Source organism: Curvibacter sp. CHRR-16 (assembly GCF_018474005.1).
Taxonomy (GTDB): Bacteria; Pseudomonadota; Gammaproteobacteria; order Burkholderiales; family Burkholderiaceae_C; genus Allorhodoferax.
Genome location: NZ_JAHCSH010000006.1, coordinates 258,488 through 285,102 on the forward strand (window position 1 = coordinate 258,488; position 26,615 = coordinate 285,102).

The 26,615-nt window shown below is 57.7% G+C and carries 23 protein-coding genes and 1 tRNA gene; 9 read left to right on the forward strand and 15 right to left on the reverse strand.

The annotated features are described in order from the left end of the window. Nucleotides 1–15: 15 nt before the first annotated feature. Complete coding sequence (gene cysM, locus KIK84_RS14620; protein ID WP_214123827.1) at nucleotides 16–918, reverse strand: cysteine synthase CysM; 903 nt, start codon at nucleotides 916–918, stop codon at nucleotides 16–18. Between the two features lie 42 nt (nucleotides 919–960). On the opposite strand from cysM, the gene KIK84_RS14625 reads away from it, so the two are divergent. Beyond that, a tRNA-Leu gene (locus KIK84_RS14625) sits at nucleotides 961–1,045 on the forward strand. Nucleotides 1,046–1,088: 43 nt separating this feature from the next. Next, complete coding sequence (locus KIK84_RS14630) at nucleotides 1,089–1,805, forward strand: phosphatase PAP2 family protein (RefSeq protein WP_214123828.1); 717 nt, start codon at nucleotides 1,089–1,091, stop codon at nucleotides 1,803–1,805. On the opposite strand, the gene KIK84_RS14635 is transcribed toward KIK84_RS14630, so the two are convergent. Beyond that, the gene (locus tag KIK84_RS14635) at nucleotides 1,760–2,731 is read right to left on the reverse strand and encodes an NAD-dependent epimerase/dehydratase family protein (RefSeq protein WP_214123829.1); all 972 of its coding nucleotides are present in this window, start codon (nucleotides 2,729–2,731) and stop codon (nucleotides 1,760–1,762) included. The two genes, KIK84_RS14630 and KIK84_RS14635, sit on opposite strands and share 46 nt — an antisense overlap. Nucleotides 2,732–2,779: 48 nt before the next feature. Here KIK84_RS14635 and KIK84_RS14640 point away from each other — a divergent pair, with 48 nt between their 5' ends. Continuing rightward, nucleotides 2,780–3,823 (forward strand): CDP-6-deoxy-delta-3,4-glucoseen reductase, encoded by a 1,044-nt coding sequence (locus KIK84_RS14640; protein ID WP_214123830.1) that lies wholly within the window; start codon nucleotides 2,780–2,782, stop codon nucleotides 3,821–3,823. Here the strand turns inward: KIK84_RS14640 and KIK84_RS16840 are convergent. The 9 genes from KIK84_RS16840 to KIK84_RS16845 all read right to left on the reverse strand — a co-directional run bounded on the left by KIK84_RS16840 (nucleotide 3,820) and on the right by KIK84_RS16845 (nucleotide 15,275). Then, entirely contained in the window at nucleotides 3,820–5,583 is a 1,764-nt protein-coding gene (locus KIK84_RS16840) for a methyl-accepting chemotaxis protein (RefSeq protein WP_214123831.1), read from the reverse strand. The genes KIK84_RS14640 and KIK84_RS16840 overlap by 4 nt on opposite strands. A gap of 92 nt (nucleotides 5,584–5,675) precedes the next feature. Beyond that, on the reverse strand, nucleotides 5,676–6,821 hold the full coding sequence (locus KIK84_RS14650) for a branched-chain amino acid ABC transporter substrate-binding protein (protein ID WP_502757564.1): 1,146 nt from the start codon (nucleotides 6,819–6,821) through the stop codon (nucleotides 5,676–5,678). A 75-nt stretch (nucleotides 6,822–6,896) separates the two neighbouring features. Continuing rightward, nucleotides 6,897–7,616: an ABC transporter ATP-binding protein gene (locus tag KIK84_RS14655; protein WP_214123832.1), complete on the reverse strand. Its 720-nt coding sequence runs from the start codon at nucleotides 7,614–7,616 to the stop codon at nucleotides 6,897–6,899. Between the two features lie 9 nt (nucleotides 7,617–7,625). Further along, nucleotides 7,626–8,396, reverse strand: coding sequence for an ABC transporter ATP-binding protein (locus KIK84_RS14660; RefSeq protein ID WP_214123833.1), 771 nt, complete (start codon nucleotides 8,394–8,396; stop codon nucleotides 7,626–7,628). Nucleotides 8,397–8,414: 18 nt separating this feature from the next. After that, nucleotides 8,415–9,497 carry a branched-chain amino acid ABC transporter permease gene (locus KIK84_RS14665; RefSeq protein ID WP_214123834.1) on the reverse strand — a complete coding sequence of 361 codons (1,083 nt, stop codon included), beginning with the start codon at nucleotides 9,495–9,497 and terminating at the stop codon, nucleotides 8,415–8,417. A gap of 13 nt (nucleotides 9,498–9,510) precedes the next feature. After that, the gene (locus KIK84_RS14670; RefSeq protein WP_214123835.1) at nucleotides 9,511–10,440 is read right to left on the reverse strand and encodes a branched-chain amino acid ABC transporter permease; all 930 of its coding nucleotides are present in this window, start codon (nucleotides 10,438–10,440) and stop codon (nucleotides 9,511–9,513) included. 441 nt (nucleotides 10,441–10,881) lie between these two features. After that, a complete protein-coding gene (locus KIK84_RS14675) occupies nucleotides 10,882–12,183 on the reverse strand; it encodes a replication-associated recombination protein A (protein WP_214123836.1) in 1,302 nt (433 codons plus the stop codon). Between the two features lie 33 nt (nucleotides 12,184–12,216). Continuing rightward, nucleotides 12,217–12,831 (reverse strand): outer membrane lipoprotein periplasmic chaperone LolA, encoded by a 615-nt coding sequence (lolA, locus tag KIK84_RS14680; RefSeq protein WP_214123899.1) that lies wholly within the window; start codon nucleotides 12,829–12,831, stop codon nucleotides 12,217–12,219. A gap of 41 nt (nucleotides 12,832–12,872) precedes the next feature. Then, nucleotides 12,873–15,275, reverse strand: coding sequence for a DNA translocase FtsK (locus tag KIK84_RS16845; RefSeq protein ID WP_214123837.1), 2,403 nt, complete (start codon nucleotides 15,273–15,275; stop codon nucleotides 12,873–12,875). Between the two features lie 100 nt (nucleotides 15,276–15,375). Between KIK84_RS16845 and trxB the strand changes: the two genes are divergently transcribed. The 3 genes from trxB (at nucleotide 15,376) to rpmG (ending at nucleotide 16,887) form a co-directional block, all read left to right on the forward strand. After that, nucleotides 15,376–16,335, forward strand: a complete 960-nt coding sequence (trxB, locus tag KIK84_RS14690; protein ID WP_214123838.1) for a thioredoxin-disulfide reductase — start codon at nucleotides 15,376–15,378, stop codon at nucleotides 16,333–16,335. A gap of 134 nt (nucleotides 16,336–16,469) precedes the next feature. Beyond that, nucleotides 16,470–16,703 carry a 50S ribosomal protein L28 gene (gene rpmB, locus KIK84_RS14695; protein WP_012207163.1) on the forward strand — a complete coding sequence of 78 codons (234 nt, stop codon included), beginning with the start codon at nucleotides 16,470–16,472 and terminating at the stop codon, nucleotides 16,701–16,703. 13 nt (nucleotides 16,704–16,716) lie between these two features. Beyond that, on the forward strand, nucleotides 16,717–16,887 hold the full coding sequence (gene rpmG, locus KIK84_RS14700) for a 50S ribosomal protein L33 (protein ID WP_214123839.1): 171 nt from the start codon (nucleotides 16,717–16,719) through the stop codon (nucleotides 16,885–16,887). A gap of 218 nt (nucleotides 16,888–17,105) precedes the next feature. Here rpmG and KIK84_RS14705 read toward each other — a convergent pair whose 3' ends face one another. The 3 genes from KIK84_RS14705 to KIK84_RS14715 form a co-directional block, all read right to left on the reverse strand. Then, nucleotides 17,106–18,773 carry a phospholipase D-like domain-containing protein gene (locus KIK84_RS14705; protein WP_214123840.1) on the reverse strand — a complete coding sequence of 556 codons (1,668 nt, stop codon included), beginning with the start codon at nucleotides 18,771–18,773 and terminating at the stop codon, nucleotides 17,106–17,108. 356 nt (nucleotides 18,774–19,129) lie between these two features. Then, a complete protein-coding gene (locus KIK84_RS14710; protein ID WP_214123841.1) occupies nucleotides 19,130–20,323 on the reverse strand; it encodes a DesA family fatty acid desaturase in 1,194 nt (397 codons plus the stop codon). A gap of 147 nt (nucleotides 20,324–20,470) precedes the next feature. Beyond that, entirely contained in the window at nucleotides 20,471–21,742 is a 1,272-nt protein-coding gene (locus tag KIK84_RS14715; protein WP_214123842.1) for an RsmB/NOP family class I SAM-dependent RNA methyltransferase, read from the reverse strand. A 115-nt stretch (nucleotides 21,743–21,857) separates the two neighbouring features. Here KIK84_RS14715 and KIK84_RS14720 point away from each other — a divergent pair, with 115 nt between their 5' ends. Then, on the forward strand, nucleotides 21,858–22,223 hold the full coding sequence (locus tag KIK84_RS14720) for a hypothetical protein (RefSeq protein ID WP_214123843.1): 366 nt from the start codon (nucleotides 21,858–21,860) through the stop codon (nucleotides 22,221–22,223). A gap of 18 nt (nucleotides 22,224–22,241) precedes the next feature. Here the strand turns inward: KIK84_RS14720 and purN are convergent, their stop codons facing one another. Then, complete coding sequence (purN, locus tag KIK84_RS14725; protein WP_214123844.1) at nucleotides 22,242–22,835, reverse strand: phosphoribosylglycinamide formyltransferase; 594 nt, start codon at nucleotides 22,833–22,835, stop codon at nucleotides 22,242–22,244. Between the two features lie 118 nt (nucleotides 22,836–22,953). On the opposite strand from purN, the gene KIK84_RS14730 reads away from it, so the two are divergent. Together KIK84_RS14730 and KIK84_RS14735 are read left to right on the forward strand one after the other, a co-directional pair. Next, a complete protein-coding gene (locus KIK84_RS14730; protein WP_214123845.1) occupies nucleotides 22,954–23,880 on the forward strand; it encodes a histone deacetylase family protein in 927 nt (308 codons plus the stop codon). Between the two features lie 24 nt (nucleotides 23,881–23,904). Beyond that, nucleotides 23,905–26,595 (forward strand): bifunctional acetate--CoA ligase family protein/GNAT family N-acetyltransferase, encoded by a 2,691-nt coding sequence (locus KIK84_RS14735; RefSeq protein ID WP_214123846.1) that lies wholly within the window; start codon nucleotides 23,905–23,907, stop codon nucleotides 26,593–26,595. Nucleotides 26,596–26,615: the final 20 nt, after the last annotated feature.

Genomic DNA, 26,615 nt, shown 5'->3' on the forward strand with positions numbered 1-26,615 from the left:
GTGCTGCAGTGCTACTTAAGCGGGAAAAACGCCTGTGGACAAATAGCGATCGCCACGATCGCACACCACAAACGCGACCGTCGCATTGTGCGCGTGGCGGGCGATGCTTTGCGCCACCCAGCACGCACCTGCCGCCGATATGCCGCCAAATATGCCCTCCTCGCGCGCCAAACGGCGGCACATGTCTTCGGCATCGTGCTGGCTGACGTACACCAGTTCATCGACCAAACTGGCATCGTAAATGGCTGGCAAATACTCTTGGGGCCATTTGCGAATGCCGGGAATGCGTGACCCTTCTTGCGGCTGTGCTCCGATGATGCGAATGGCCGGATTTTTTTCCTTCAAAAAGCGCCCCACCCCGGTGATGGTTCCCGTGGTACCCATGGCGCTCACAAAGTGGGTGATTTGTCCACCAGTCTGCTCCCAAATTTCGGGCCCCGTGGTTTCGTAGTGGATGCGCGGGTTGTCCGGGTTGGCAAATTGGTCGAGCACTTTGCCCTTGCCTTCGCGCTGCATTTGCTCGGCCAAGTCGCGGGCGTATTCCATCCCCCCGCTCTTAGGGGTCAGAATCAGTTCAGCGCCAAAAGCCTTCATGGTCTGCGCCCGCTCGATGGACAAGTCCTCGGGCATGATGAGCACCATGCGGTAGCCCTTGATGGCAGCCGCCATGGCCAGCGCAATGCCGGTGTTACCCGAGGTCGCCTCGATCAATGTATCGCCCGGTTGGATCTCGCCCCGCTCTTGGGCGCGGCTGATCATGGACAGGGCTGGACGGTCTTTGACAGAGCCCGCTGGGTTATTGCCCTCCAGCTTGGCCAGCACCACCGTGCCACGGGCTTGGTTTTCGGCGGCTTGGATGCGCTGCAAGGCCACCAACGGCGTGTTGCCAACAACTGTTTCAAGAGTTTTGTATTTCATGGCCATAAATGTGCCATAATTCAGGGCTACACCAAACAACCCGCCCGGGTGGTGAAATTGGTAGACGCAGGGGACTCAAAATCCCCCGCCGCAAGGCGTGCCGGTTCGATTCCGGCCCCGGGCACCACATAATAGCCAGAAGAGTCCAACGACCTTCTGGCTTTTTTCTTATGCGCTTGCCGTCACCACTTCCACCGCAATCCCGCCTCGCTTTCCTTGTGCTGCTGGCTGCTTCCTTGGTGGCGGCTGGGGCTCTGTATGCATTTCCCCAATGGGACTTGGCAGCAGCCAGTGTGTTTGCAGATCCCTCGCCTCGCATTGCGTCTGCGCAGTGGTGGTGGGTGCAAGCGATTAACGACTGGGCACCTTTCGTTTTCCGTGTCTTTCTGGGACTGTGCTTTGTCGTGTGGCTGCTGTCTTTTTGGCGCGCTGCATGGCGTCGCTGGCGTTTGCCACTCATCTTCATCGTGCTCTCGGGCATTCTGGGCCCGGGTCTGATGGTGGGGGTGGTGAAGGAGCAGTTCAACCGCGCTCGCCCTTACCAAGTGCAGGAGTTTGGTGGCACTGCCCGCTTCACGCGTGCCGCACAAGTGAGCGACCAATGCGATGTGAACTGCTCTTTTGTCAGCGGCCATGTGGCCTGCGGCTTTTTCTTTAGCACGCTGCTGCTGGTGCTACCACACCAGCGCAAACGATGGCTACTGCTAGGCACTGCCGCTGGCCTAGTGATTGGTTTTGCCCGCATGTCAGCCATGGGACACTGGCTCAGCGATGTGCTGTGGGCCTACCCCGTGACACTGCTCTCCTCGTGGTTGGTGTGGTGGCTGCTGCAATTTTGGTTTCAGCGCTCCACAGCCTCTGCCCAGCCGTCGACCACAGTGGGGTAACGCAAGCGCAACCCCAATTCGCGCTGCATGCGTTCGTTGTGCATGCGCCGACTGTCTTGCATAAAACTCCACTGCATGGCTGAGACTTGCCCCTGCAATTGAGCACGCGTGGCTCGCGGGGGACGGGGCAACCCCAGGGTGTCGGCCACAGCATCCAAATAGTCTCCCATCTTGAGCTGGGTGTTGTCATTGACGTTGTAGTTGCGCTGGGGCGCTGCCCGCCATAAGGCCAGCCAACAGGCTCGGGCCAAATCATCGGCATGGATGTGGTTGGTGTACACATCCTCGGCTGCATGCAAGACAGGCAAGCCTTGCTGCAGGCGCTGCTGAGCACCACGCCCTTTGCCCTCTGCACTGCGGTTGGGAGCATAAATTCCGGGTATGCGCAGCGCACTGGTGCGCACCCCTGCACGCAAACCCCATGTGTGCAAGGCGCGCTCCGCCTGCCAGCGACGCTCGCCACGGGGGCTACGCAACGATGCAGGACTCGACTCACTCACCCATGCCCCCGCCCAATCCCCATATACCGCGCTGGTTGAACCATAGACCACACACCGCGGGGAACTTGCCCTGTCCATGGCTCGCACAAAAGCACCCATGCGCGCATCGGCCGAACCATGATTGGGCGGCGGAGCAAGGTACAGGACCCGTTGGGCCAAACCGGCCAATCGCCGTACGGATGGCGCATCGTCCAAATTGCCCAGCAGTGCATGCACACCTTGGGCACGCAAGGTTTGCTGCTTGCTCGTCGACGTTGTCAGCACCAGCCAACGCACATTGACCAAGCGCTGCTCCAATACACGCTGCCCCACATCGCCACAACCAACAACCAATACCCGGGCTTGGCGAAAACGCCGTGGTAGTGCACGGCGTGGGGTTCTTGTGGATGCAGAAGATGGCAAGGTGGCAAAAGCGTAGCGATGCATGACAGGGCACAATTGAGGGTTTGATTTGCCAGAGGATAGCCAATAACCATGACCACACACACCTCGCCTTGGGATATCCATGTAGAGCCCAGCGGTCGTCAGTTTCAAGCACTGGAAAGCGAAACCATTTTGGATGCCGCTATACGCCAAGGCATTCCACTGCCCTATGGCTGCAAAGATGGCGCTTGCGGCTCGTGCCGCTGCCGCAAACTCAGCGGCGAGGTCGAGCACAAGAGCTACCACAGCAATGCCATGAGCGATGCCCAGTTGGCAGATGGCTGGGTATTGTGCTGCCGCGCAGTGGCACTCAGCCCTGTGGTGCTGGAGTCCAAACAAGTCACCTCAGCAGATGCGTTTCCAGTCAAAAAAATGCCCACGCGCGTGGCCAGCATGGAGCGCCTAACACCCGATGTAATGCGTCTGCTATTGCAGTTGCCTGCCAACGATTCATTCCAATATTACGCGGGCCAATACATCGAGTTTTTGCTGCGCGATGGGTCACGCCGCAGTTATTCCATGGCCAATGCCCCAAGCTCTGCCAACCAAATGGAACTGCACATTCGGCATATGCCCGGCGGGAAGTTCACCGACCACGTATTTGGCACCATGAAGGAAAAAGAAATCCTGCGCATGGAAGGGCCTTATGGCAGTTTTTATCTGCGTGAAGACAGCGATAAACCAGTGGTGCTGCTGGCCTCGGGAACAGGCTTTGCCCCCATCAAGGCCATTTTGGAGCAATTGATGGCACGCCCCTCTAAACGTGCTATTGCCCTTTATTGGGGCGGCCGTCGGCCCGGTGACTTGTACATGGAATCGTGGATTGCCCACGCAGCGCAACAACTGCCCACACTGCACTACACCCCGGTGGTGTCCAACGCGCTGCCCGAAGACAACTGGCAAGGCCGCACGGGCTGGGTACACCAAGCAGTGCTACAAGACTTGCCCGACCTCAGTGGGCACCAAGTCTATGCGTGCGGTGCGCCAGCGATGGTGCACGCCGCACGCACCGACTTCAGCGCCATAGGGCAGTTGCCGGAGTCGGAGTTTTACGCTGACGCTTTTACCTCCGAGGCCGACAAAGCACTGTCTTAAAAAGACTCCCAGTCGTCATGGCTGTCAGCCACTTTGCTGACCGCTGGACGACTGGTATCCACCTTGACAACAAGGGGCTTGGGCAATGCGGCTGTGCTGGCGGCTTTGGACACAGGCTTTACAACGGGTTTTGCAGCCAAGGACAGGCGCTGCGTTGCAGCGGGCTTGGCTGCCATAGGCAGCGGCTTGACAAGCGCTGCTGCAGATGCAGTGATGCTGCCCATGGCATCGAGCTTGAACGTCGACACCGCACGCACCAACTCGGAGGACTGACTCTGTAACGCAGAGGCTGCCGCAGCCATTTGTTCTACCAAAGCAGCGTTTTGCTGCGTTGTTTTGTCCATGCTGAGCACCGAGTTCGATACATGGCGCATGCCTTGTGCTTGTTCTGCACTAGCGGCACTGATTTCTTGCATCAGAGCGGTCACCCGTTGGATAGAGCTCACCACCTCGGTCATGGTAGAGCCAGCTTGATCAACCAATGCACTGCCCTGCTCCACACGGGACACACTGGCTGCAATCAAGGTTTTGATTTCTTTGGCAGCTTCTGCACTGCGCCCGGCCAATGCACGCACCTCACTGGCCACCACAGCAAAACCGCGGCCTTGCTCACCAGCACGGGCTGCTTCCACCGCAGCATTGAGGGCCAAGATATTGGTTTGGAAGGCAATGCCATCAATCACTGAAATGATGTCGGCAATGCGGCTGCTGGCTTCGTTGATGCCTTTCATCGTCTCTACGACCTGGGACACCACCTCTCCACCGCGTACAGCCACGCCAGAGGCACTTTGCGCCAACTGGCTTGCTGTTTGGGCCGATTGGGCATTGTGTGCCACGGCATCGCCCATCTTGGCAATAGCCGATGTGGTTTGCTCCAGTGAACTAGCTTGGCTTTCTGTACGGGCTGACAAATCTTGGTTGCCTTGGGCAATCTCACTGCTGGCGGTAGCCACTTGGTCAGCGCTGCTGCGCACCCCAGAGACGACACTGCGCAAAGACAGCTGCATGCGGTTCAAGGTGTCCATGATGCTGCCCGCATGCGTTTGCACAACGGAGTGACTCAAATCACCTTGCTCAATCTCACGCGCCAACTGCACGACTTCCTGTGGGTCGGCACCAATTTGCTGAATCACCGAGCGTGCTATGAGCCACAGCAGCACAGCCACTACCGCAGCCATCACCAGCCATGTCAGCAGGGTTCCCCACACGGCGACATCGGCAATAGCGCTACCCGAAGACATCGCCTGATCCGACATAGACGATGCAGCTTTCACCATGGCATCGTTGGCTTTCCAGTGCAAATCGTAGGCTTTCTGGATTTCAATCATCGCCAAATTCACCGAAGAAATGTCATTCGCTTTGAGCGAAGGAACCACTTCTTTGTTAATCAGGTCAAAAATGATCTTGGCCTGCTTTGCGGCCAACTCCAAGGGCTCTTTGACCTCTTGGGGCAAGCTCTGTTGATCCCAAAATTGCTTGCGATCCCAAAAGTCTTTTTGCAGTTTGGGCAACTGGGCAAACAGTTTTTCCTGCTCAGAACTAGGGGCGTTGATTGCTTGAGTGGTCACCAAATAGGTTTCCACAATGAACAAAGGCGGGGGCAAGATATCTGCCGTCAAATCTTTGGCTTGGACTATTTTTTGGTAAACAGGACCATCCAACTTCAGTTGGCTTAAGGCATAAAAAGTCCACCCGCCAAACAAGAAAAAGCCTGCCAGCACCACGGCTGCCAGCACCATAAAACGTTGTCCTAAGCGCATACGACCTCCGAATTTGTTAATAACATCCAACAATAGTTATGGCATTCGGATAAAAAAAGGGGGCAAAACTGCCCCCTTGGTTATGCCAGCAATTAACGAATCACCGACAGGTTTTCCATCTTGCCGCCCTTGATAGTCTTCAGGGTCAGAGCACCATTCTTGATGTCACCCTTTTCGTCAAAGGAAATGGCACCAGTCACGCCTTCGAAGTTTTCTGTCTTGGCCAGTACCGGCAGGTACTTGGCTGGATCAGAAGAGCCGGCCTTGACCATGGCTGCCACCATCAGGTTGACCGAGTCATAAACGTAGGGGGCGTACACCTGAACGTCGATACCAAAGCGGGCCTTGAAGCGCTTGTCAAAGTCAGCCTTGGCTTTGGCGAACTTGCTGCCTGGCTCGACACCACCAGCTTCCGCGCAGTACACCACGCCGTCAGCCACTTCGCCACCAGCCAGCTTGGGCAGGTCAGCAGAGCAGATACCGTCGCCGCCCATGAACTTGGCAGTGATGCCCAAGGACTTCATCTGACGCAGCATGGGGCCAGCAACAGCGTCCATACCACCGAAGAACACGACATCAGGCTTCTTGCCCTTGATAGTGGTCAAGATGGCGTTGAAGTCAGTAGCCTTGTCTGTGGTGTATTCACGGGCAACGATGTCGCCACCAGCAGCTTTAGCAGCCTTGGCAAACTCTTCTGCCACACCTTGACCGTACGCAGTGCGGTCATCGATCACAGCAATGTTCTTGCCCTTGAGATCCTTGACAGCGTAACGGCCCAAAGTACCACCCAGCGCTACGTCATCAGCCACCACGCGGAAGGTAGTCTTGAAACCTTGGCGTGTGTACTTGGGGTTGGTCGCAGAAGGAGAAATTTGGGGAATGCCTGCATCGCTGTAAATCTTGGAAGCAGGGATGGATGTACCAGAGTTCAAGTGACCCACGACACCCAGCACCTTGGCATCAGCCAGCTTCTGAGCCACAGCAGTACCTTGCTTAGGATCTGCAGCATCGTCTTCAGTCATCAGCTTGATAGTGACTTTCTTACCACCGATGGTGACGCCCTTTTTGTTGAGCTCTTCAACGGCCAAGATAGCGCCGTTTTCATTGTCCTTGCCCAAGTGAGCGATGGCGCCACTGGTTGGACCTACGTGAGCAATGGTGACCACCTCTTGGGCATTGGCACCATAAGCAGCGCTGATCAGCGCAACAGTTCCGACAACTTTGAAAGAGAATTTCACTTCAATGACTCCTAAAGAATTGACCCGCTGAATAGTTAAACGTGGGCATTTCAGCAGATCGACAAAACCCCCACGTTATTCACCCAGATAAGCTGCTCGAACCTTGGGATCGCTCAACATATCCGACGCTTTACCAGTCATGGTGATAGCACCTGAATCCATCACATAGCCGCGGTCAGCAATCGACAACGCACGGCTGGCGTTTTGCTCCACGAGCATCACGGTCATGCCTTGGCTGTACACATCTTTGACCACTTCAAAAATCTTGTCCACCATGATGGGCGACAACCCCATAGAAGGCTCATCGAGCAACAGCACCTTGGGGCGGCTCATCAGAGCGCGGGCCATGGCCAGCATCTGCTGCTCACCACCGGACATGGTGCCTGCCAACTGATCGCGGCGCTCGCGCAGACGGGGAAAGATGTTGAACATTTTTTCCATGTCGTTCTCGATCTCTGCCTTGTCGGAGCGGATGTAGGCACCCATTTGCAGGTTTTCCACAATCGTCATGCGGGTGAAAACGCCACGGCCTTCGGGCACCATGGCCAAGCCTTGCTTGACCAATTCCCAAGGGCCTTGCCCCTTGATGCTCTTGCCCAAATACTGCACATCGCCAGCATTGAAAGGCAGCACGCCGGTAATGGCCTTCATGGTGGTCGTTTTGCCAGCGCCGTTGGAGCCGATCAACGAGACCAACTCACCTTCGCGCACTTCCAACGTGACGCCCTTGACTGCCTGAATTCCACCGTAGGACACCTTCAGGTCTTTGACTTCGAGTAATACTTTTCCTGTCATGACTAATCCTTAGTGTCCACCAGTGCCCAAATAGGCTTCAATCACTTTTTCATTCTTCTGCACTTCTGCAGGAGTCCCCTCAGCAATTTGCTTGCCATAGTCGAGCACGGTCACGCGATCGCACAAGCCCATCACCAATTTCACATCGTGTTCGATGAGCAAAATGGTGCGGTTGTCTTTGCGAATGCGGTCAATGAGCTCGCGCAACATCACCTTCTCGGTTGCATTCATACCAGCGGCGGGCTCGTCCAGCGCAATGAGCTGGGGATCGGTCGCCAGTGCTCGGGCAATTTCCAAGCGGCGTTGGTCACCATAGCTCAGTGTGCGGGCTTTGAAATCGGCCAATTTGCCAATACCAACGTAATCCAGCAACTCTTGGGCACGCTTGGCAATCCCTGCCTCTTCTTCCTTAAAGGCCTTGGTACGCAACAAGGCACCGAGCAGACCCGAATGGGTGCGGATATGGCGGCCCACCATCACGTTTTCGAGCGCCGTCATTTCGGCAAATAGACGGATGTTTTGGAAAGTCCGCGCAATACCCGCCTTGGCCACGGTGTGCACAGCGGTTGGCTGGTAAGGTTTGCCAGCTAGCTCGAAAGTGCCGCTGTCAGGCGTATACAAGCCTGTGATCACGTTGAAGAAAGTGGTCTTGCCAGCCCCGTTGGGACCAATCAAACCGTAGACCTGACCGCGCTCAATGCGCAGCCCCACATCGGAGAGTGCCTGCAAGCCACCAAAGCGCTTGGACACCCCGGAAACGTTCAATACTGTATCTGTCATAGTCGAATGTCCGTTGGTTTAGTTCTTGGCGTTTTGCAAGGACTTGCCATGCTCGGGAGCGGGCCACAGACCACGGGGGCGCAGCAGCATTACTGTCACCATGGCCAGTGCGATCAGCAATTGGCGCAGGATGGAGGCATCCAAACGACCTCCGGTCAACTCCTGCAAGGGGCCAGCCACGTAGCGCAGCACTTCGGGCAAAGCGGCCAACAGCACAGCACCCAAAATCACACCGGGCAAATAGCCCACGCCACCCAGCACCACCATGGCTACGATCATCACGGACTCCATGAGGGTGAATGATTCGGGAGAAATAAAGCCTTGGAAGGAGGCAAACAGCACGCCCGATACACCACCAAAAGTAGCGCCCATGCCGAACGCCAACAGCTTGGTGTTGCGGGTATTGATACCCATGGCCTTGGCTGCGATTTCGTCTTCGCGAATAGCCATCCATGCACGGCCAACGCGCGACAGTTCCAAGCGGTGCGAAATGATCACACTCAGTGTCACCAGTGCCAAGAACAGGTAGTAGTACTGGCTTACAGAGGCCAATTCAAAGCCACCGATATTGAGCTTTTTGCCCAGATCCCAGCCAAAAATGTGCAAGGAATCAATGGAGCCAATGCCACGGGGGCCGTTGGTGATGTTCAGCGGTTGCTCCATGTTGTTCATGAAGACGCGGATGATTTCACCAAAACCCAAGGTCACGATGGCCAAGTAGTCACCACGCAAACGCAGGGTTGGCGCGCCAAGCAGCATGCCAAATAAACCTGCGACGGCAGCCGCTACAGGAACAATGAGCCAAATAGAGACGTGCACACCGTTGGGATACAACTGCGCAAAGTACTCAAAGTTCTCTTGCAAATGGGGCGAGGCCAGCAAACCGTAGGAATACGCGCCCAAAGCGAAGAAGGCCACATAACCCAAGTCCAGCAGACCGGCGTAACCCACCACGATGTTCAAGCCAATGGCCAACAGCACGTACAGCAAGGCCATATCGATGATGCGCACCCATGCATTGCCAAAGTTTTGCAGCACCAGCGGAATGATCAAGAGGGCAATAGCCCCGAGGAGGTAAGGAATCAGTTTGGTTTGTTTCATAGGAATCTTTTCCTCAGGCACGGTCAGCCACACGCTCACCCAGCAAGCCAGACGGACGCAAAGTCAGCACAATGATCAGCACGACGAAAGCAAAAATATCGGAGTACTGGCTACCCAACACACCGCCTGTGAGATCGCCGATATAACCAGCGCCAAAAGACTCAATGAGGCCCAGCAAAATCGCACCGACAACTGCGCCGGCCAAGTTACCAATGCCACCAAACACGGCAGCCGTAAACGCCTTCAAACCAGGCAAAAAGCCCATGGCGTGCTGCACGGTGCCGTAGTTAGACGCATACATCACACCAGCGATAGCCGCCAGCACAGCGCCAATGATGAAGGTAGCAGAGATGATCAAGTCAGGTTTGACACCCATCAAACTGGCAACGCGTGGATTCTCCGCAGTAGCACGCATAGCGCGGCCGAGCTTGGTGTAATTGACCAACCACATCAGAACCGCCAACGAAACTGCCGTCACCACCAAAATCATCACCTGTGTGGGAGTGATGGTTGCACCCGCAATATCGATAGGAGTGCTAGGCAACAGAGTGGGGTAAGACTTGTAGTTGGGCTTCCAAATAATCATGGCCAAGGTTTGCAACAAGATAGACAAACCCATGGCCGTGATCAGCGGAGCCAATTTAGGACTATTGCGCAGCGGGCGGTAGGCGATCTTCTCGATCGCAAAGTTCAGTGCACCTGCCACCACGCAAGCGATAACAGCCGAGAGCAACAGAATCAGCACACCAGGCGCGCCGGGCATGGCTTCACGCATAAAGCCAATGCAGGTCCAGCTGGTCAGCGCACCCACCATCATCACTTCGCCGTGGGCGAAGTTGATGAGGTTGATGATGCCGTACACCATGGTGTAACCCAAGGCGATCAAGGCATACATACTGCCCAACACCAGACCATTGATGATCTGCTGTATAAAAATATCCATATAACTTCTCCGAAGATGAACCAGCCTCCACGACTAAAGGCTGGTAGATTGATCGCCACACGTTGTGAATGTGACGCTTCCTAACGAATAACCGCCCATGCACACAGGCGCTCGGGCGGTTAACGGCACGGCATTGTAGTCAGCCACCTCTTAGAAGAATCGTGCCAGCCCGCAGTGGTTTTCCCTAAAAATTTGCCATCATCACATCTATTGATGCAACATAAGCATCACTGATTAAAAGGCGTATGCATTACGAAATACGCATACAGCATAAACACCCCCTTTTTCCTCTAAAAAACAGGGAATTGCCGCCTAAAAACACGCCAGCCACGAGCCAATTTACAAAAAACAAAAAGGCTTTTGAAGAGCGCCGTATACCGCAAACCAAATTGGGGCGAACCTTATAAATTGCGCACCAAACTGGGTTTTTTAGACAAAGATTCAGCGCTTGGCGTCTTCATCCCACTGCCGTAGCTGCGCCAGCTTGTCGGCAATCTTGATCTCCAAGCCGCGTGGCACGGGCTGGTACCAATGCGGCTCAGCCATGCCATCGGGCAGGTAGGTTTCGCCCGCCGCATAGGCATTGGGTTCGTCGTGGGCGTAACGGTATTCGTGACCGTAGCCCAGTTCTTTCATGAGCTTGGTGGGTGCATTGCGCAGGTGCACCGGCACTTCGCGGCTCTTGTCCTGCTTCACAAAAGCACGTGCGGCGTTGTAGGCGTTGTAACCCGCATTGCTCTTGGCCGCCATGGCCAAGTAAATGACAGCTTGGCCCAAGGCCAACTCGCCTTCGGGGCTACCCAGCCGCTCGTAGGTCAGCGCTGCATCGTTGGCAATTTGCATGGCGCGGGGGTCGGCCAAACCAATGTCTTCCCACGCCATGCGCACGATGCGGCGTGCCAAGTAACGCGGATCAGCCCCACCATCGAGCATGCGGGTGAGCCAGTACAGCGCGGCATCGGGGTGCGAGCCGCGCACCGACTTGTGCAGCGCCGAGATTTGGTCGTAGAAGTTGTCACCGCCTTTGTCAAAGCGGCGGGCGTTGAGCGAGAGCGCGTTTTGGATGAAGTCGGCATCGATGCGCTGCACCCCAGCAGCGCCCGCCGCGGTTTTGCATTGCTCCAGCAGGTTGAGGAAACGCCGCGCATCGCCATCGGCGTAGCCAATGATGGTGCTCACGGCCAGCTCGTCAAACTGCAAATCCCCCAGCGCCTTGGCTTGGGCACGCGCCAGCAGCTGGGCCAACTCCTCATCGGTCAGTGACTTGAGCACGTACACCTGCGCCCTCGACAGCAAGGCCGAGTTGACCTCGAACGAGGGATTCTCGGTTGTCGCTCCGATAAAGGTGACCAGCCCGCTCTCTGCATAGGGCAAGAGGGCGTCTTGCTGCGACTTGTTGAAGCGGTGGATCTCATCCACAAACAAAATGGTGCGCCGCCCCTGCGACAGGTATTGCTCGGCCTGTTCCATGGCGGCGCGAATGTCCTTCACCCCCGAAAAGACAGCCGACAAGGCAATGAATGCACAGTCAAACGCCGTGGCCGTCAGGCGCGCTAAAGTGGTCTTGCCCACACCGGGCGGCCCCCAGAAAATCATGGAGTGCGGCGTGCCCGACTGGAACGCCAGCCGCAGCGGTTTGCCCTCGCCGAGCAAATGGCTTTGGCCAATCACCTCGTCCAAACTGCGCGGGCGCAGTGCCTCGGCCAGCGGGGCTTGGGGTTCTTGGCTGAACAGGTCGCTCATAGACACGCTCGATGGAGGTATCTTCCTGATGCGCTACTGGCGCACCACATCCGCCCCCGCTGGGGGCTTGAACTGAAAGGTGCTAGCGGGCACAGCGGCATTGGCCTCGAAGTTCTGAAACGTCAGCACCGACCGCTGGCCAAAGCTATCAGCGATCTCCAGCACCGCCAGCAGATCGCCTTTAAAGCCCACACGCAACTGCTGAATCTGCCCGTCTTTGGCCTTGGGAGTGGCTTGCAGCCAGCTCAAGCCGTCTTTATCGGGCTGCTCTTGCAGCACGAAATCGCTTTGCAGGTCTTTCACGTCCACAGCAGCAGCCACCAAGGCAGCGGGCGTGCTCGACAGCGCTTGGCTTTGCTTGCGTGCCGTGACTTGGTTCAAGTCCACGTCGTACAGCCAAATGGTCTGGCCATCGGCCACGATGGTTTGCTCAAACGGTTGGCGGTAGTCAAACCGAAAACGCTGGGGCCGCACAAAAGAAAAACTGCCGCGCGAAGTTTTGCTGCGTGCGGCCTGCCCGTCTTTGGGCGGCGCGGTCACCACCTGCACAAAATCGGCCTTGCCCGATTTGACAGTACGCATAAAGTTTTCCATGGCATTAAGACCTGCAGAGCTTGCTGGATAAGCTGAAGCAGCTATCAAAACCATAGCAGACCATTGAATCAAACGCTTCACCGTGGGTTCTCCATTTACTCGGTTCGATTGGGTACCAGTATCTCGCGCTGGCCACTGCCACTCATGGCGCTGACCAATCCGGCTTTTTCCATGTCTTCCACCAAACGGGCCGCGCGGTTGTAGCCAATTTTGAGGTGACGCTGCACCAGCGAGATGCTGGCTTTGCGGTTTTTCAGCACCACTTCCACCGCTTGGTCGTACAGCGGGTCTTGCTCGCCGCCCGCAGCGCCTTCTCCATCGGGGCCGCCTTCGCCATCGACCGTACCACCTTCCAAAATGCCCTCTATGTAGTCAGGCTCGCCCAAGCTCTTGAGGTAGCTGACCACGCGGTGCACCTCGTCGTCGCTCACAAAAGCGCCGTGCACGCGAATGGGCAGCCCCGTGCCGCTGGGCATGTAGAGCATGTCGCCCATGCCCAGCAAGGCCTCGGCCCCCATTTGGTCGAGGATGGTGCGGCTGTCGATCTTGCTGCTCACCTGGAAAGCGATGCGGGTGGGGATGTTGGCCTTGATGAGGCCGGTAATCACGTCCACACTGGGGCGCTGGGTTGCCAAAATGAGGTGGATACCGGCAGCACGCGCCTTTTGCGCCAAGCGGGCAATCAGCTCTTCGATCTTCTTACCCACCACCATCATCAAATCGGCCAATTCGTCGATCACCACCACGATGTGCGGCAGGCGGTTGAGCGGTTCGGGGCTCTCAGGCGTCAGGCTAAAGGGGTTGGGCACCAGCTCGCCACGGGCGGTGGCATCGTCGAGTTTGGCGTTGTAGCTGGCCAGGTTGCGTACGCCCATTTTGCTCATGAGCTTGTAGCGCTTTTCCATCTCGGCCACACACCAAGTCAGGCCATTGGCGGCTTGCTTCATGTCGGTCACCACCGGACATAGCAGGTGCGGAATGCCTTCGTAGACCGACATTTCCAGCATCTTGGGGTCGATCATCATGAGGCGCACATCGCGCGCTTCCGCCTTGTAGAGCAAGGAGAGGATCATGGCGTTGATACCGACCGACTTGCCTGAACCGGTGGTACCAGCCACCAGCACGTGGGGCATCTTGGCCAAATCGGCCACCACCGGGTTGCCTACGATGTCTTTGCCCAGCCCCATCGAGAGCATGCTTTTGGCCTCGTGGTAGACCTGCGAGCCCAAGATTTCCGACAAGCGGATGGACTGGCGCTTGGCATTGGGCAGTTCCAGCGCCATGAAGTTTTTGCCGGGAATCGTCTCCACCACACGAATGGACACCAGACTCAGGCTGCGCGCCAAGTCTTTGGCCAAGTTGACGATTTGCGAGCCCTTCACACCCGTAGCAGGCTCAATCTCATAGCGCGTGATGACAGGCCCCGGCTGGGCGGTGACCACACGCACTTCCACGCCAAAGTCTTTGAGCTTTTTCTCAATGAGGCGGCTGGTCATTTCCAGCGTGTCCACCGACACCACTTCTTGGCGCGCACTGGCGCCGTCCAACAAGCTCACTTGGGGCAACTTGCTGTCAGGCATATCCGAGAACAAGGGCTTTTGTTTCTCCTTCTGCACCCGTGGGCTTTGCACCACCTCGCGCAGCACGGGCTCAATCACCACCTTGGGCGGGGTGCGCACTGGTACGGGTGCAGGTTCTGGAACCACTTTAGGGGCTGCATGGGCTTGCACGGGCTCCAGCTCAAAGGGCACATCGTCCAGCACAGGCTCCACCGGGGCCGCGCCGCCATGCTCTTGCATGTACACCTCTTCGCGTTCACGCATGGCCTGCATGCCCAGTTCGCGGTCTTGCTCCAGCTCGCGCCGCTCTTGGCGCGACGCCAACAATCCATCCACCCAAGCGCCCAGCCGTTCGGCCAAACGGCCCCATGCAAACCCCAGCACAGCCGCCATGCACCACACGCCCAGCACGATGGACACCAAGGCCGATCCGGCAAAACCCACCCAGTTGGTCAGCAAGCCACCCAGCCATTGGCCCAGCACGCCGCCACTGCCATTGGGCAGCGCGGCATCCCAGCGGTATAGGTGCGCCCATTCCAGCGTGCTGCTGGCGCATAGCAAACCCAGCATGGCCAAGCTCCAGCGCAAGCGCGGCCATGTGGTCACTGTCTCTTCGGCACCACGCCAGCGGCTGGCCAAAAGCGACAACCAAGCGCGTCCAGCGCCCAAAACCAGCCACCAAACCGAGAAACCGCCCACAAAGTAACTGATATCAGCCACCGCAGCACCCACGCGACCCGCGTAGTTGCTCAGCACCTTGTGCCCCCCGGAGGTGGTCCATGCCGGGTCACGCAAGTCGAAACTCAGCAAGGCCAAAAGCCAAAACACCAAGCCCACAAAACCCAGCAGCAGCGCCAGTTCGCCGCCATAGCGCACGCCCGCAGCAGGGGGCTGCGGCTCGGGGGAGGATGTCTGCAATGTGTGCAATGAATAGGTCATGAGCAGGTCTTTGGCTTGCTTTCTACAATGGATACCCAGCGGATACACCGAATAACGAACTGTACACGGCAGACCTGCCCAGAAAAGAAAGACGCATTGCATGACCCAGAACACCGCCCCCCAACACGCCAAAGTCCTGATCCTTGGTTCCGGCCCTGCGGGCTACACCGCCGCCATTTACGCCGCACGAGCCAATCTGCAGCCCATGCTCATTACCGGCATTGCCCAAGGCGGTCAACTCATGACCACCACCGAGGTGGACAACTGGCCTGCTGACGTCAACGGCGTGCAAGGCCCCGAGTTGATGCAGCGCTTCCAAGAGCACGCCGAGCGCTTCAAGGCCCAGTTGGTGTTTGACCACATCAACAAGGTGGACTTGAGCAAACGCCCCTTTACCCTGCAAGGCGACAGCGGCCAATACACTTGTGACGCCCTCATCGTAGCCACCGGCGCCTCGGCCAAGTATTTGGGCCTGCCCTCAGAGTCGGACTTCATGGGCCGCGGCGTATCGGCTTGCGCCACCTGCGACGGCTTCTTCTACCGCGGCGAGGTGTGCTGCGTCATTGGTGGCGGCAACACGGCGGTGGAAGAGGCGCTCTACCTCTCCAACATCGCCCGCAAGGTGTACTTGGTGCACCGCCGCGACAAGTTCAAGGCCGAACCCATCTTGGTGGACAAACTGATGGAAAAAGTAGCTGCTGGCGTGATCGAACTCAAAACCCACTTCACACTGGACGAAGTGCTGGGCGATACCAGCGGCGTGACAGGCATCCGCATCCGCCACACCGAAGACAGCCACACCGAAGACGTGGAACTCAAAGGGTGCTTCATCGCTATCGGCCACAGCCCCAATACTGAACTGTTCCAAGGCCAATTGGAGCTGGAAGATGGCTACATCGTGACCCAAGGTGGCCGCAAAGGCTTTGCCACCCAAACCAGCGTGCCTGGCGTTTTTGCCGCTGGCGACGTGCAAGACCACGTGTACCGCCAAGCCATTACCAGCGCTGGCACGGGGTGCATGGCGGCCTTGGATGCCCAGCGCTTCCTAGAACAAGAGTAATGGGTTAGAATAGCGGGCTTTGGGTTACCGCCACCCATTTCATGGCGAGGTGAAGTGATTGCGATCGACGGTTAGTGCGCCTTGGCGCGCCAAGCTGCCGGGCCAGTGATCACTGTTTTATCGGAGTGTCCATCATGGCACGCGTATGTGAAGTAACAGGCAAAAAGCCTATGGTGGGAAACAACGTTTCTCACGCCAACAACAAGACCAAGCGTCGTTTCTTGCCTAACCTGCAATACCGTCGTTTCTGGGTTGAATCGGAAAACCGCTGGGTTCGTCTGCGCGTTTCTAGCGCCGCCCTGCGTCTGATCGACAAGAACGGCATCGACTCTGTGCTCGCCGACCTGCGCGCACGTGGCCAAGCTTAAGGAGTAAAGCACCATGGCAACCAAAGGCGGACGCGAAAAAATCAAGCTGGAATCCACAGCTGGTACTGGTCACTTCTACACGACCAGCAAAAACAAGAAAACCATGCCCGAAAAAATGTTGATCAAGAAATTTGATCCCGTTGCTCGCAAGCATGTGGACTACAAGGAAACCAAGCTGAAGTAATTCAGTTTTCCTGCTGCGACACAGCAAAAAGCCCGCTTCTCACGAAGCGGGCTTTTTTATTGGCTACGCCATTGGGCTGCTGCCCCGCCCGATAGGGCCAATGCACCGAGATAGGGTGCAATTGGCATTGCGAATGCAACAAATGCAAGGGATGGCCTGAGTGTGAAATAGGTCTACGCGAAGTTGTTTGCGTTGGTTGTGTTTGCCATGCTTGCGCTTTATAGCCCCAGCGCCTGCAGCAATGCCTTGCGGTCCTCGTCGGACTTGTATTGCTTGAGCCAGTGAGGGTCACTCGACAGGTGACTCCACGTCTTGCGACCTTGTTTGGCGTTGTCCAAATTGTGCTTGCGCCAGCGGTAGTGATCGTACAAGCCCAGCACGTTGACGGCATAAGCCTGAGCCAAGGCGGCATTGCCGCTGATCACGACAAAGTTTTCGTCGTTGGATTGGCTGGCTGTCTTAGAAAAGTTGTGTGAGCCCGTCACGATGGTGGGATTGGGGCCAAAGGCATCAATAACCAGCACCTTGGAGTGGATGATGGCATGTCCAATGGCATTGAACTCGCTGCGCGTCACTTCATCGACCCACGCGCTAAACCCTTCGGCAATACCTTGAGGCTCCACCACTTTGAGGTTGAAGTTCGGTGCTTTTTGACCATTGTTGACCAGACCGACATCGACGGTATCAAGCGCTGCCTTGGGAAAGGTATTGGCAACCCCACGCACGAAGATTTCATCGCCCCTAGCGAGTGCGGCGTTGAAGATGTCCGCGCCAGGCATAAACATCGCAAACAGCAGGCTTTCTTTTGCCCCTGAAATCAGATCCAGCAAGCCAGCGATATCCACGGATTGTGTTTTCCTGGTCGGTACCGACGTGAACTGCGCGTAGGCGTAGGCGTTGTTCTTGAGCGCATGAACCTTGGGCGGGCTAACTGCATTGCCGGCACGAAGTTCGGCTGTTTTGGCATCGCCTGCGGCGCGCAGCCGCTCCCATGCTTCTCGGTAAGTCTGCGCCAGCGAAGCGTTATGAATCAGGATGCCGTTGTTGGCTTGCGTGCACAGGCCAGTCGGTTGCCAATTGGCGCTTCCTGTCCAGACCGATTGGGGCACGTCCTTCCTTGAAATTACCAGGAACTTGTTGTGCCCGAGAAAAGTGGGGGCCGACATGCGGTCAATGACATTGGCACCCGCTCTTTGCAGTGTGGCGCGCGCGTCGGCATTCTCATCGTCACCTTTGGTTTTGATTGCCCCATTGGCCAGAACGATGTTGAGTCGCTTGCCCACCTGCACCAGCTTGCCTAGCAGCTCCGGATCGTTGAGCTCAAACAGCGCTGCGTGCAGGGTCAGTGAGGCATCTTTGATAGCCTGATCTAGCAGCAGCAAAAGGCCCTTACGCAACTCGCCTGCCAAGAATATCCGCACCTTGTCTTCGATGTTTTTGATGTGGGTTTTGATGTCTGCGGCATTCCAGCCGTTTTCTTTCATCATGCGGCCAATGAATTGGGAGAGAACCACTCCCCGATTGAAGTAGGCAAAAACATCATCGCCACACTGCGCACTAAGCTTGATGGGCGCAGTCCATTCGCTGGTTGGCCCATCCGTCAGGTTGTCAGGGGTACCAACCCGTGCAATGACGCGGTAGGAGACGGTGTCACCGGTGTCCGCACCGTGGTCTGTCCAGGTCAGACGTTGAAACGGGAATTGTGTGGACGGCGCAGAAGGCGGTACGGGACCATCGCTGAAGCCAACGCGGTTCTGCAGGACTTCGGCCTTTCCATTGCGCTTGCGCTCGATAGCGAAGCCCAGGCAGTTTGGAATCTCTGCCTGCGGCTTCCAAGCCAGAAAAACGTCATCACAGTTATTGAATCCCAAGAGTCTGATAGACATAAGGCTTCCTAAATTGATGTGTTTTGAGGGGCAGTGTTCTATCGTTGCGCCGCAGTGGCGCTTCCATTTTTCCAGTTGTCTTCACTTGCTAGTAAGCAAGTGTATTTTTGATCTTATTGACTAACTTATTGACAGCAATGAAGATTCTTCATGCTTGAAGATAAAAATCAAGAGTGAAATACAAGCAAGCCATACTTCATTCCGTCATTTTTACGACCTCAACTACACACAAGGTACCGTAATTCAGTTTTCCTGCTGCTACACAGCAAAAAGCCCGCCTCAAATGAAGCGGGCTTTTTATTGCGCCGATACAAAGTCGGCAAACGAAACACAGGGAGGAGCCCCTCCCTGACTGCTTAGCTCAAGCGGGCAGCACGCAAGCGCAGCGAGAACTCGCGCAAGGTGGCGATGCCGCTTTCTTCTGCACGATGGCACCAAGCCTGCAAATCTTTGGCCAATTGTTCGCGCGACAAACTGGTGTTAAGCCACAGTTGGCGCAGCTCTTCGCGCATGGTCACCATCTTGTCCAGCACAGGAGATGCCGCACGCGCTTGCTGCAGCGATGCTTCTGCAGAGCTGGGCACTTTTTCTGGGTCACGGTGCAACCACCGCTTGGCGGCCTTCAGCACCGCGACATCGCTGTTGACCAAGCGCAGGTGCCCCAGCTCCAAGCGCGCGGCTTGGCGCAGGCCCTTGGCATAGGCCGCCATGATTTCATAGCGGTGGGCAATCAGGGCTTCCAGTGTTTTTTCGTCGGCCACGGGGCGCACTTCGCCAAAAGCAGCACGGGGCGGGGTCTTTTTAACCTTGGCCAAACTGAAGAATTGCAAGATGCTGATGTACATCCAGCCAATATCGAACTCGTAGGGCTTGACCGACAGCTTGGCGCTGGTGGGATAGGTGTGGTGGTTGTTGTGCAACTCTTCGCCCGCAATGATGATGCCCCATGGCGAGACATTGGTGCTGCCATCGGCGGCTTCAAAGTTGCGGTAGCCCCAGTAGTGACCAATGCCATTGATGATGCCGGCAGCGGTGATAGGCGTCCACATCATCTGCACAGCCCACACTGCCAAACCAGCCACGCCAAACAGCAGCACATCCAGAATCAGCATCAAGGCCACGCCGCCCCAGCTCACGCGGGAGTAGACGTTGCGTTCGATCCAGTCATCGGGGGTGCCATGGCCATAGCGGCGCATGGTGTCAGCATTTTGGGCTTCTGCTCGGTACAGCTCAGCACCGCGGGTGAGCACCGTTTTGATGCCATAGACATAGGGGCTATGGGGGTCTTCAGCCTGCTCGCATTTGGCGTGGTGCTTGCGGTGGATGGCAGTCCACTCTTTGGTCACCATTCCAGTAGTCATCCACAGCCAAAAACGGAAAAAATGCGCTGGCAGAGGGTGCAAATCGAGCGCACGGTGGGCCTGATGGCGGTGCAAATACACCGTCACGCCGATCATGGTGATGTGCGTCATCACCAACGTAAAGAGCACCATTTGCCAAGCGCTCAGATCCCACAAACCGTGGATCAGGAAGTCAACCAACGCGTTCATTCAACAACTTTCTCAAAAATCCGCATTGCGGATGGAGTGGGCATTCTAGGTCGCACACTGCTCCAACGCCACACGACAAACCCTGCCCCAGAGGGGTTTCTGCGCTAGCGCAAACAAGGGGAACAGCGACAAACCAGCTTTTGCGCCTTAGCGGCGCTGCCACACGGCGGCAAAAAAACCATCGGTTTGGTGCACGTGGGGCCATAGCCGCAGGTAGAGCTGCCCATCGTCACCACCACTGCACAGACTGGCCGCTTGCTCCACCTTCAACTCAACCAGCAAGGCCCCGGCCGACAGCGGTACAAAGTCCGGATGCGCAGCGCCAAAGGTTTGGGCGATCATCTCGTTTTCCTCCGGCAGCACACTGCAGGTGGCGTACACCAAGCGCCCGCCCGATTTCACCATGCGGGATGCGCTCTCCAAAATAGCCGCCTGCTTGACCGCCATTTCTTGCACGCCCTGCAGGGATTGGCGCCATTTCAAGTCCGGGTTGCGGCGCAAGGTGCCCAAGCCCGTGCACGGTGCATCGACCAAGACGCGGTCCATTTTGCCCGCCAGTCGTTTGACACGGTCATCGCGCTCATGGGCAATGGCGGCAGGATGCACGTTGGACAAACCACTGCGCGCCAAGCGCGGTTTGAGCGCATCCAAACGGTGGGCCGAAGTATCGAAGGCATACAAACGCCCGGTACTGCGCATGGCAGCCCCCAAAGCCAGCGTCTTGCCACCTGCCCCTGCACAGAAATCCACCACCATCTCGCCCCGCTTGGCATCAACCAACATGGCCAAGAGCTGCGAGCCTTCGTCCTGCACCTCGATAGCGCCCCGGGTGAATGCATCCAACTTGGTCAGCACGGGCTTGCCTTGCAAACGCAACCCCCATGGCGAATACGGCGTCGGCTGGGCAGCGATACCCGCTGCCTTGAGCTCTTTTTGCACCGCTTCGCGCTTGGCTTGCAGGGCGTTGACGCGGATATCCAGATCAGCACTCTGATTCAGGCTGTTGGCCAAAGCGTCGAACTGGGTGCCCACCTGGGCTTGCAGGGCATCGGCCAGCCATTGGGGCAGGTTGTGGCGGTGGGGAGCCAGCAAGTCGCTTGGCTGGACTGCGTCACAGCGGTCTAGCCATTGTTTCTCGGGCTCGCTCAGGGCGGATTTGAGAAAGTCGCGCGGGCCGTGGAAACCCAAAATGGCCAAACGGCGCTCCTTGGGACCCGAGCCTGAGGCTGCCATGTGGTCGAACAAGGCTTTTTTGCGCAGCACTGCGTAGGCGGTTTCGGCCAAGGTGGCGCGCTCACGCGGCCCTAGCTGGCGGTGTTCACGGAAATAACGGGAAACCACTGCGTCAGCGGGGTGGTCGAGTTTGACGACGAGCCGCACCAGTTCGGCGCAGGCGTCCAGTAAAGCTTTCGGATGCATAGGCCCAATTGTCCCATGCCGTCACACGCAGCACCGCCCATCACCCTACAGTTTGCAGCCACATGGCCGATATAGCGGGCAAGGACAGTTCCGTCTTGCAGAAAGAAGGCAAACCATGGCCATTAGCCCCGTGCGCGATGCCAGCGCCGTGCAGCGCAGCAGCGACATCCAACCCGCTCAGATGCAGGAGCGCATTTACGCACTCACCAATGGTGCGCCCGCAGGCTGGACAACGTCCGATACAGACGATGAAAACGCGGCTGACGCACATGGTGTGAGCGCGCAGGACGCGGTCATCAGTAGCCAAGCCGATGCAGGCAGCGCTTACCAGTTACTGGGCCCGGGCATATCCACACTGCAGTTTGCCCAATGGCACAACCCAGAGGACGAAGACGACAACGTCACCCAAGCCGTACTGATCGAGCACTCCATCAGCACCATCGAACAAATCAGTGTCACGCCGATAGAGATTCGCCAGTGAGGCGAAAGCCAGCACGGGTCAGGCTTGCTCTAGCCAGCGACGCACTGCCCGGGGGTAGATGATGTGCTCTTGTGTGAGCACCCGCGCCGCCAAGGTCTGCGCGGTGTCATGGGGTAGCACGGGCACGACGGCCTGCTCCCATATGGGACCATGGTCTAGCTCCGCCGTCACGCCGTGCACCGTGGCCCCGGCAAAACGGCAGCCCGCGTCGATGGCACGCTGGTGGGTGTGCAAGCCCGCAAATGCGGGTAGCAAAGAGGGATGAATATTGAGCAAACGCCCTTCAAAGCGCTGCACAAAGCCGGGCGTAAGGATGCGCATAAAGCCAGCCAGCACCACCAAAGCGGGCCAATTGGGCTGGTCGTAAGCTGCCACCGCATCGGCCAAGGCGGCATCGAACGCTTCGCGGCTGGGGTAGGCCTTGTGATCCAGTACCTGAGTGGCTATGCCGTGTTCATGTGCCCATTGCAAACCACCGGCATCAGCCTTGTTGCTCAACACCAGCGCCACGCGGGCATGCCACTTTCTCTCCCATTGTTCCTGTTGGGCAGCCCGTACGATGGCGGCCATATTGGAGCCACCACCAGAGATCAAAATCACAATATTGCGCATACCGGAAACCTAGTAGAGAAAATGGCGCAAGGCCAGCGTCAGGAGCGCGCATTATCCATACGCCACCCTTGAGCCAAGACAAGAAAACGCCCTGCGGCACGCCTACACTGGAGACAACATGCTGCCCGCCTACATCACCCACCCTGCTTGCGCCCGCCACGCTATGGGCGCCGACCACCCCGAATGTCCCGAGCGCTTGGCAGCCATCCAAGACATGCTGCTGACCAAAGGGCTGCTGGACTACATGGCCCCCTACGATGCTCCAGCTGCCACCGACGCCCAACTGGCCCAAGCCCACAGCTTGGGCTACATCCGTGAGTTGCTGGCCTTGGCCCCCGCAGAAGGCTTGGTGCGGATTGACCCCGATACCGAGATGAACCCGCACACCCTAGTGGCAGCCCGCCATGCTGCAGGGGCTGCGGTACTGGCCACCGACTTGGTGCTGGAAGGCAAAGCCCCCAGCGCATTCTGTGCAGTGCGGCCACCGGGTCACCATGCCGAGCGAGGTCGCGCCATGGGATTTTGCTTTTTCAACAACACCGCTGTGGGCATACGGCATGCGCTGAATATCCATGGCCTCAAGCGCGTGGCACTCATCGACTTCGACGTCCATCACGGCAATGGCAGTGAGGATATTTTTTGCGACGATCCGCGTGTGCTGATGTGCTCCATATTCGAATTGGGCTTGTATCCCTTCAATGGCGAAGAGCCCCGCGGAGACAACATGGTGAATGTGGGTTTGCCAGCACGCTCTGGCAGCGCCGCGTTCCGGGATGCAGTGAGCACCCACTGGATACAAGCGCTGGATGCATTTGCCCCGCAGCTGATTTACGTTTCGGCTGGATTTGACGCCCACCGTGAAGACGATATGGGCAATTTGGGCCTGACCGAAACCGATTACGCTTGGGTGACCGAGCAGATAGTGGAAGTGGCGCAACGCCATTGCCATGGACATGTGATTTCATGCCTAGAAGGCGGTTATGCGCTCAACGCCTTGGCTCGCAGCGTGGCCGAACACGTCAAAGTACTTATTGGCGCCAACTGAGAGTCAACACCAAGGGAGGACTCCATGGACAAACACTTTCTCACCCCGCTCTTTAGCCCCAAAACCATTGCCGTATTCACGGGCTCCAAAGATCGCGCCGCCGAACAAACACCCCAAGCACGCGCACTGGCAGCGGCACTCAAAGCACAAACCTTTCAGGGCAAGCTGCTGTTTCTAGACATCGGGGTGACGGGCACGCTGGCCGACTTGGCCAAAACCCGCGCCGACTTGGCATTGATCGCCCTGCCACCGCTGGAACTGCCCGCCGCCTTGGAGCTTGCAGCCCGCATAGGCTGCAAAGCGGCCATCATGGTGGGCACAGGCATACCGGCCAATATGGCGGCAGACCTGCAACGCCAAGCGAGCCAAAACGGCATCCACTTGCTGGGCCCCAATGGACTGGGCATGCAGCGCCCCAGCTTGCAGCTCAATGCCAGTTGCGCTGGCCCCTTGGCACAACCGGGCTCACTGGCCTTGGTGTCGCAAAGTGGGGCGCTGACGGCCTCTATGCTGGACTGGGCAGCCAACAACGGCGTGGGCTTTTCCAGTGTGGTGGCGCTGGGTAGCCATTCGGGTGTGGACATTGCCCAAGTGCTGGACTTCCTCGCCAACGACCCACAGACCCAAAGCATCGTGGTCTACGTAGAAGGCATTCGCAACGCCCGCCACTTCATGAGCGCGCTGCGCATGGCCGCCAACGCCAAACCAGTGGTAGTGCTCAAGTCAGGGCGGCACAACGCCGGCACCCAAGCCGCACAAACCCACAGCGGCAATATGGGCGGCAGTGACCACGTGTTTGACGCCGCGCTGCGCCGGGCAGGTGCGGTGCGCGTGCGCTCGTTTGTGGAGTTGTTCTCGGCGGCCAAATGCTTGGCCTCGCGCTACCGCCCCGTGGGCAAGCGCTTGGCCGTCATCACCAACGGCGGAGGCCCTGGGGTGCTGGCCACCGACTGGATCACCGAAATCCAGCTGGAACTGGGCATCCTGAGCCCCGATATTGCGGCTGAACTCAAGCCACAGATCAACGCAGCAGCCTCGCTGCGCGACTTGATCGACCTGTCCGAAGACGCCACACCCGAGCACTACGCCAAAGCGGTGCAAGCTGCGGTGAAAGACCGCAATGTGGATGGTATCTTGGTCATCTACTCGCCCAAACCTGGGCAAGACGCGGCCGACATAGCCCGCGCCGTGACGCACACGCAAGCCAACAAGGTCAAACCCTTGCTCACCTGCTGGATGGGTGACTCCAGCGTCGTCAGTGGCCGCAAAGAGCTGACCAACTCCACCCTACCCAGTTTCCGCACGCCCGAGGCCGCAGTAGGCGCGTTTGGCAACATCGCCAGCTTCTACCAAAACCAACAGCTGCTGCAGCAAACGCCCATGCCCATGTCCAGCCAGACCAAGGCCGACGTGGAAGGTGCCCGCTTGGTGTTAGAAAGCGTGCTGGCCGAGCGCCGCAAAGTGCTTACCGAGATGGAGTCCAAAGCCCTGTTGTCGGCCTTCCAAATCCCGGTCACGCCCACCATGCTGGCGCGCAGCCCGACCGAGGCCATGATGATCGCCACGCAAATGGGATTTCCGGTGGCGCTCAAAATCGACTCACCCGACATCACCCACAAAAGTGATGTGCACGGCGTGGTACTGAACCTGACCAACGCCACCAGCGTGCGCGACACCTACCAGAGCATGGTGCAGGCCGTACGCCGCCACCAGCCTGATGCACGCATCAACGGCGTGACCGTGCAAACCATGGCCCGCGCCCACCGAGGGCGCGAAATCTGCATCGGCCTGCTGACCGACCAGCCCTTTGGCCCGGTTATCACCTTTGGTGCTGGCGGCACCATGATCGAACTGATTGGCGACCACGCCATGGAGTTGCCCCCACTCAACCAGTTCTTGGCCCGGCGCTTGATTGAACGCTCCCGGGTGGCCGAGACCTTGGGCGCGTGGCGCGGCTTGCCACCGGCCAGCATAGAGGCGCTGGAACACATTCTGCTGCGGGTGTCCGAAATGGTGTGCGAGCTGCCCCAACTGCGCGAAATGGATATCAACCCCCTCATCGTGGACGAACACGGCGCAGTGGCGGTGGATGCGCGCATTGCCATCGACCACGCTCCACAAGGGTTGGTAAGCCGCTTTCACCACTACCACCACCTGGCCATACTACCCTACCCCAGCCAGTACGAACGCACCTGGCCCCTATCGGGCGGGGGCGAATGCACGGTGCGTCCGGTTCACCCGGACGATGCACAGATGCTGCAAGCCATGGTGAAAAATCTGTCTGATGAAAGCCGCTATTTCCGCTTTGCATCCACCATCAAAGAGCTGCCCCCCAGCATGCTGGCGCGCTTCACCCTCATCGACTATGACCGCGAAATGGCGCTGGTTGCCGTGCACAACGAACAGCATATTGACGAGCATGGTGATGTGCAGGTGAAGCAGCGCATCATCGGGGTGTCGCGCTACGTCACCAACCCCGACCAAACCAGTTGCGAGTTCTCGCTCCTAGTGGCCGACGACTTCAATGGCCGCGGCTTGGGCTCACGCTTGATGCAATCCATCATGGATGTGGCGCGCGACCAAGGCCTGAGCGAGATCGTGGGCCTAGTCCTGTCCAACAATCCCAACATGCTCAAACTCATGCGCAGCTTGGGCTTTAGCGTCAAGAGCGACCCGGACGACCCAGATTTCAAAATCGTCTCGCACCCGCTCTAGGAACAGCATCTACGGGAACT

Excerpts from the sequence above, each read along its gene's own strand:
- KIK84_RS14635 (WP_214123829.1), bottom strand. The coding sequence starts at position 2,731 with ATGCATCGCTACGCTTTTGCCACCTTGCCATCTTCTGCATCCACAAGA.
- KIK84_RS14710 (WP_214123841.1), bottom strand. The coding sequence starts at position 20,323 with ATGAACGCGTTGGTTGACTTCCTGATCCACGGTTTGTGGGATCTGAGC.
- KIK84_RS14670 (WP_214123835.1), bottom strand. The coding sequence starts at position 10,440 with ATGGATATTTTTATACAGCAGATCATCAATGGTCTGGTGTTGGGCAGT.
- KIK84_RS14665 (WP_214123834.1), bottom strand. The coding sequence starts at position 9,497 with ATGAAACAAACCAAACTGATTCCTTACCTCCTCGGGGCTATTGCCCTC.
- KIK84_RS14720 (WP_214123843.1), top strand. The coding sequence starts at position 21,858 with ATGGCCATTAGCCCCGTGCGCGATGCCAGCGCCGTGCAGCGCAGCAGC.
- KIK84_RS14675 (WP_214123836.1), bottom strand. The coding sequence starts at position 12,183 with ATGAGCGACCTGTTCAGCCAAGAACCCCAAGCCCCGCTGGCCGAGGCA.
- KIK84_RS14655 (WP_214123832.1), bottom strand. The coding sequence starts at position 7,616 with ATGACAGGAAAAGTATTACTCGAAGTCAAAGACCTGAAGGTGTCCTAC.
- KIK84_RS14660 (WP_214123833.1), bottom strand. The coding sequence starts at position 8,396 with ATGACAGATACAGTATTGAACGTTTCCGGGGTGTCCAAGCGCTTTGGT.
- KIK84_RS16845 (WP_214123837.1), bottom strand. The coding sequence starts at position 15,275 with ATGACCTATTCATTGCACACATTGCAGACATCCTCCCCCGAGCCGCAG.
- trxB (WP_214123838.1), top strand. The coding sequence starts at position 15,376 with ATGACCCAGAACACCGCCCCCCAACACGCCAAAGTCCTGATCCTTGGT.
- rpmG (WP_214123839.1), top strand. The coding sequence starts at position 16,717 with ATGGCAACCAAAGGCGGACGCGAAAAAATCAAGCTGGAATCCACAGCT.
- rpmB (WP_012207163.1), top strand. The coding sequence starts at position 16,470 with ATGGCACGCGTATGTGAAGTAACAGGCAAAAAGCCTATGGTGGGAAAC.
- KIK84_RS14730 (WP_214123845.1), top strand. The coding sequence starts at position 22,954 with ATGCTGCCCGCCTACATCACCCACCCTGCTTGCGCCCGCCACGCTATG.
- KIK84_RS14715 (WP_214123842.1), bottom strand. The coding sequence starts at position 21,742 with ATGCATCCGAAAGCTTTACTGGACGCCTGCGCCGAACTGGTGCGGCTC.
- KIK84_RS14630 (WP_214123828.1), top strand. The coding sequence starts at position 1,089 with ATGCGCTTGCCGTCACCACTTCCACCGCAATCCCGCCTCGCTTTCCTT.
- purN (WP_214123844.1), bottom strand. The coding sequence starts at position 22,835 with ATGCGCAATATTGTGATTTTGATCTCTGGTGGTGGCTCCAATATGGCC.
- lolA (WP_214123899.1), bottom strand. The coding sequence starts at position 12,831 with ATGGTTTTGATAGCTGCTTCAGCTTATCCAGCAAGCTCTGCAGGTCTT.
- cysM (WP_214123827.1), bottom strand. The coding sequence starts at position 918 with ATGAAATACAAAACTCTTGAAACAGTTGTTGGCAACACGCCGTTGGTG.
- KIK84_RS14705 (WP_214123840.1), bottom strand. The coding sequence starts at position 18,773 with ATGTCTATCAGACTCTTGGGATTCAATAACTGTGATGACGTTTTTCTG.
- KIK84_RS14735 (WP_214123846.1), top strand. The coding sequence starts at position 23,905 with ATGGACAAACACTTTCTCACCCCGCTCTTTAGCCCCAAAACCATTGCC.
- KIK84_RS14640 (WP_214123830.1), top strand. The coding sequence starts at position 2,780 with ATGACCACACACACCTCGCCTTGGGATATCCATGTAGAGCCCAGCGGT.
- KIK84_RS16840 (WP_214123831.1), bottom strand. The coding sequence starts at position 5,583 with ATGCGCTTAGGACAACGTTTTATGGTGCTGGCAGCCGTGGTGCTGGCA.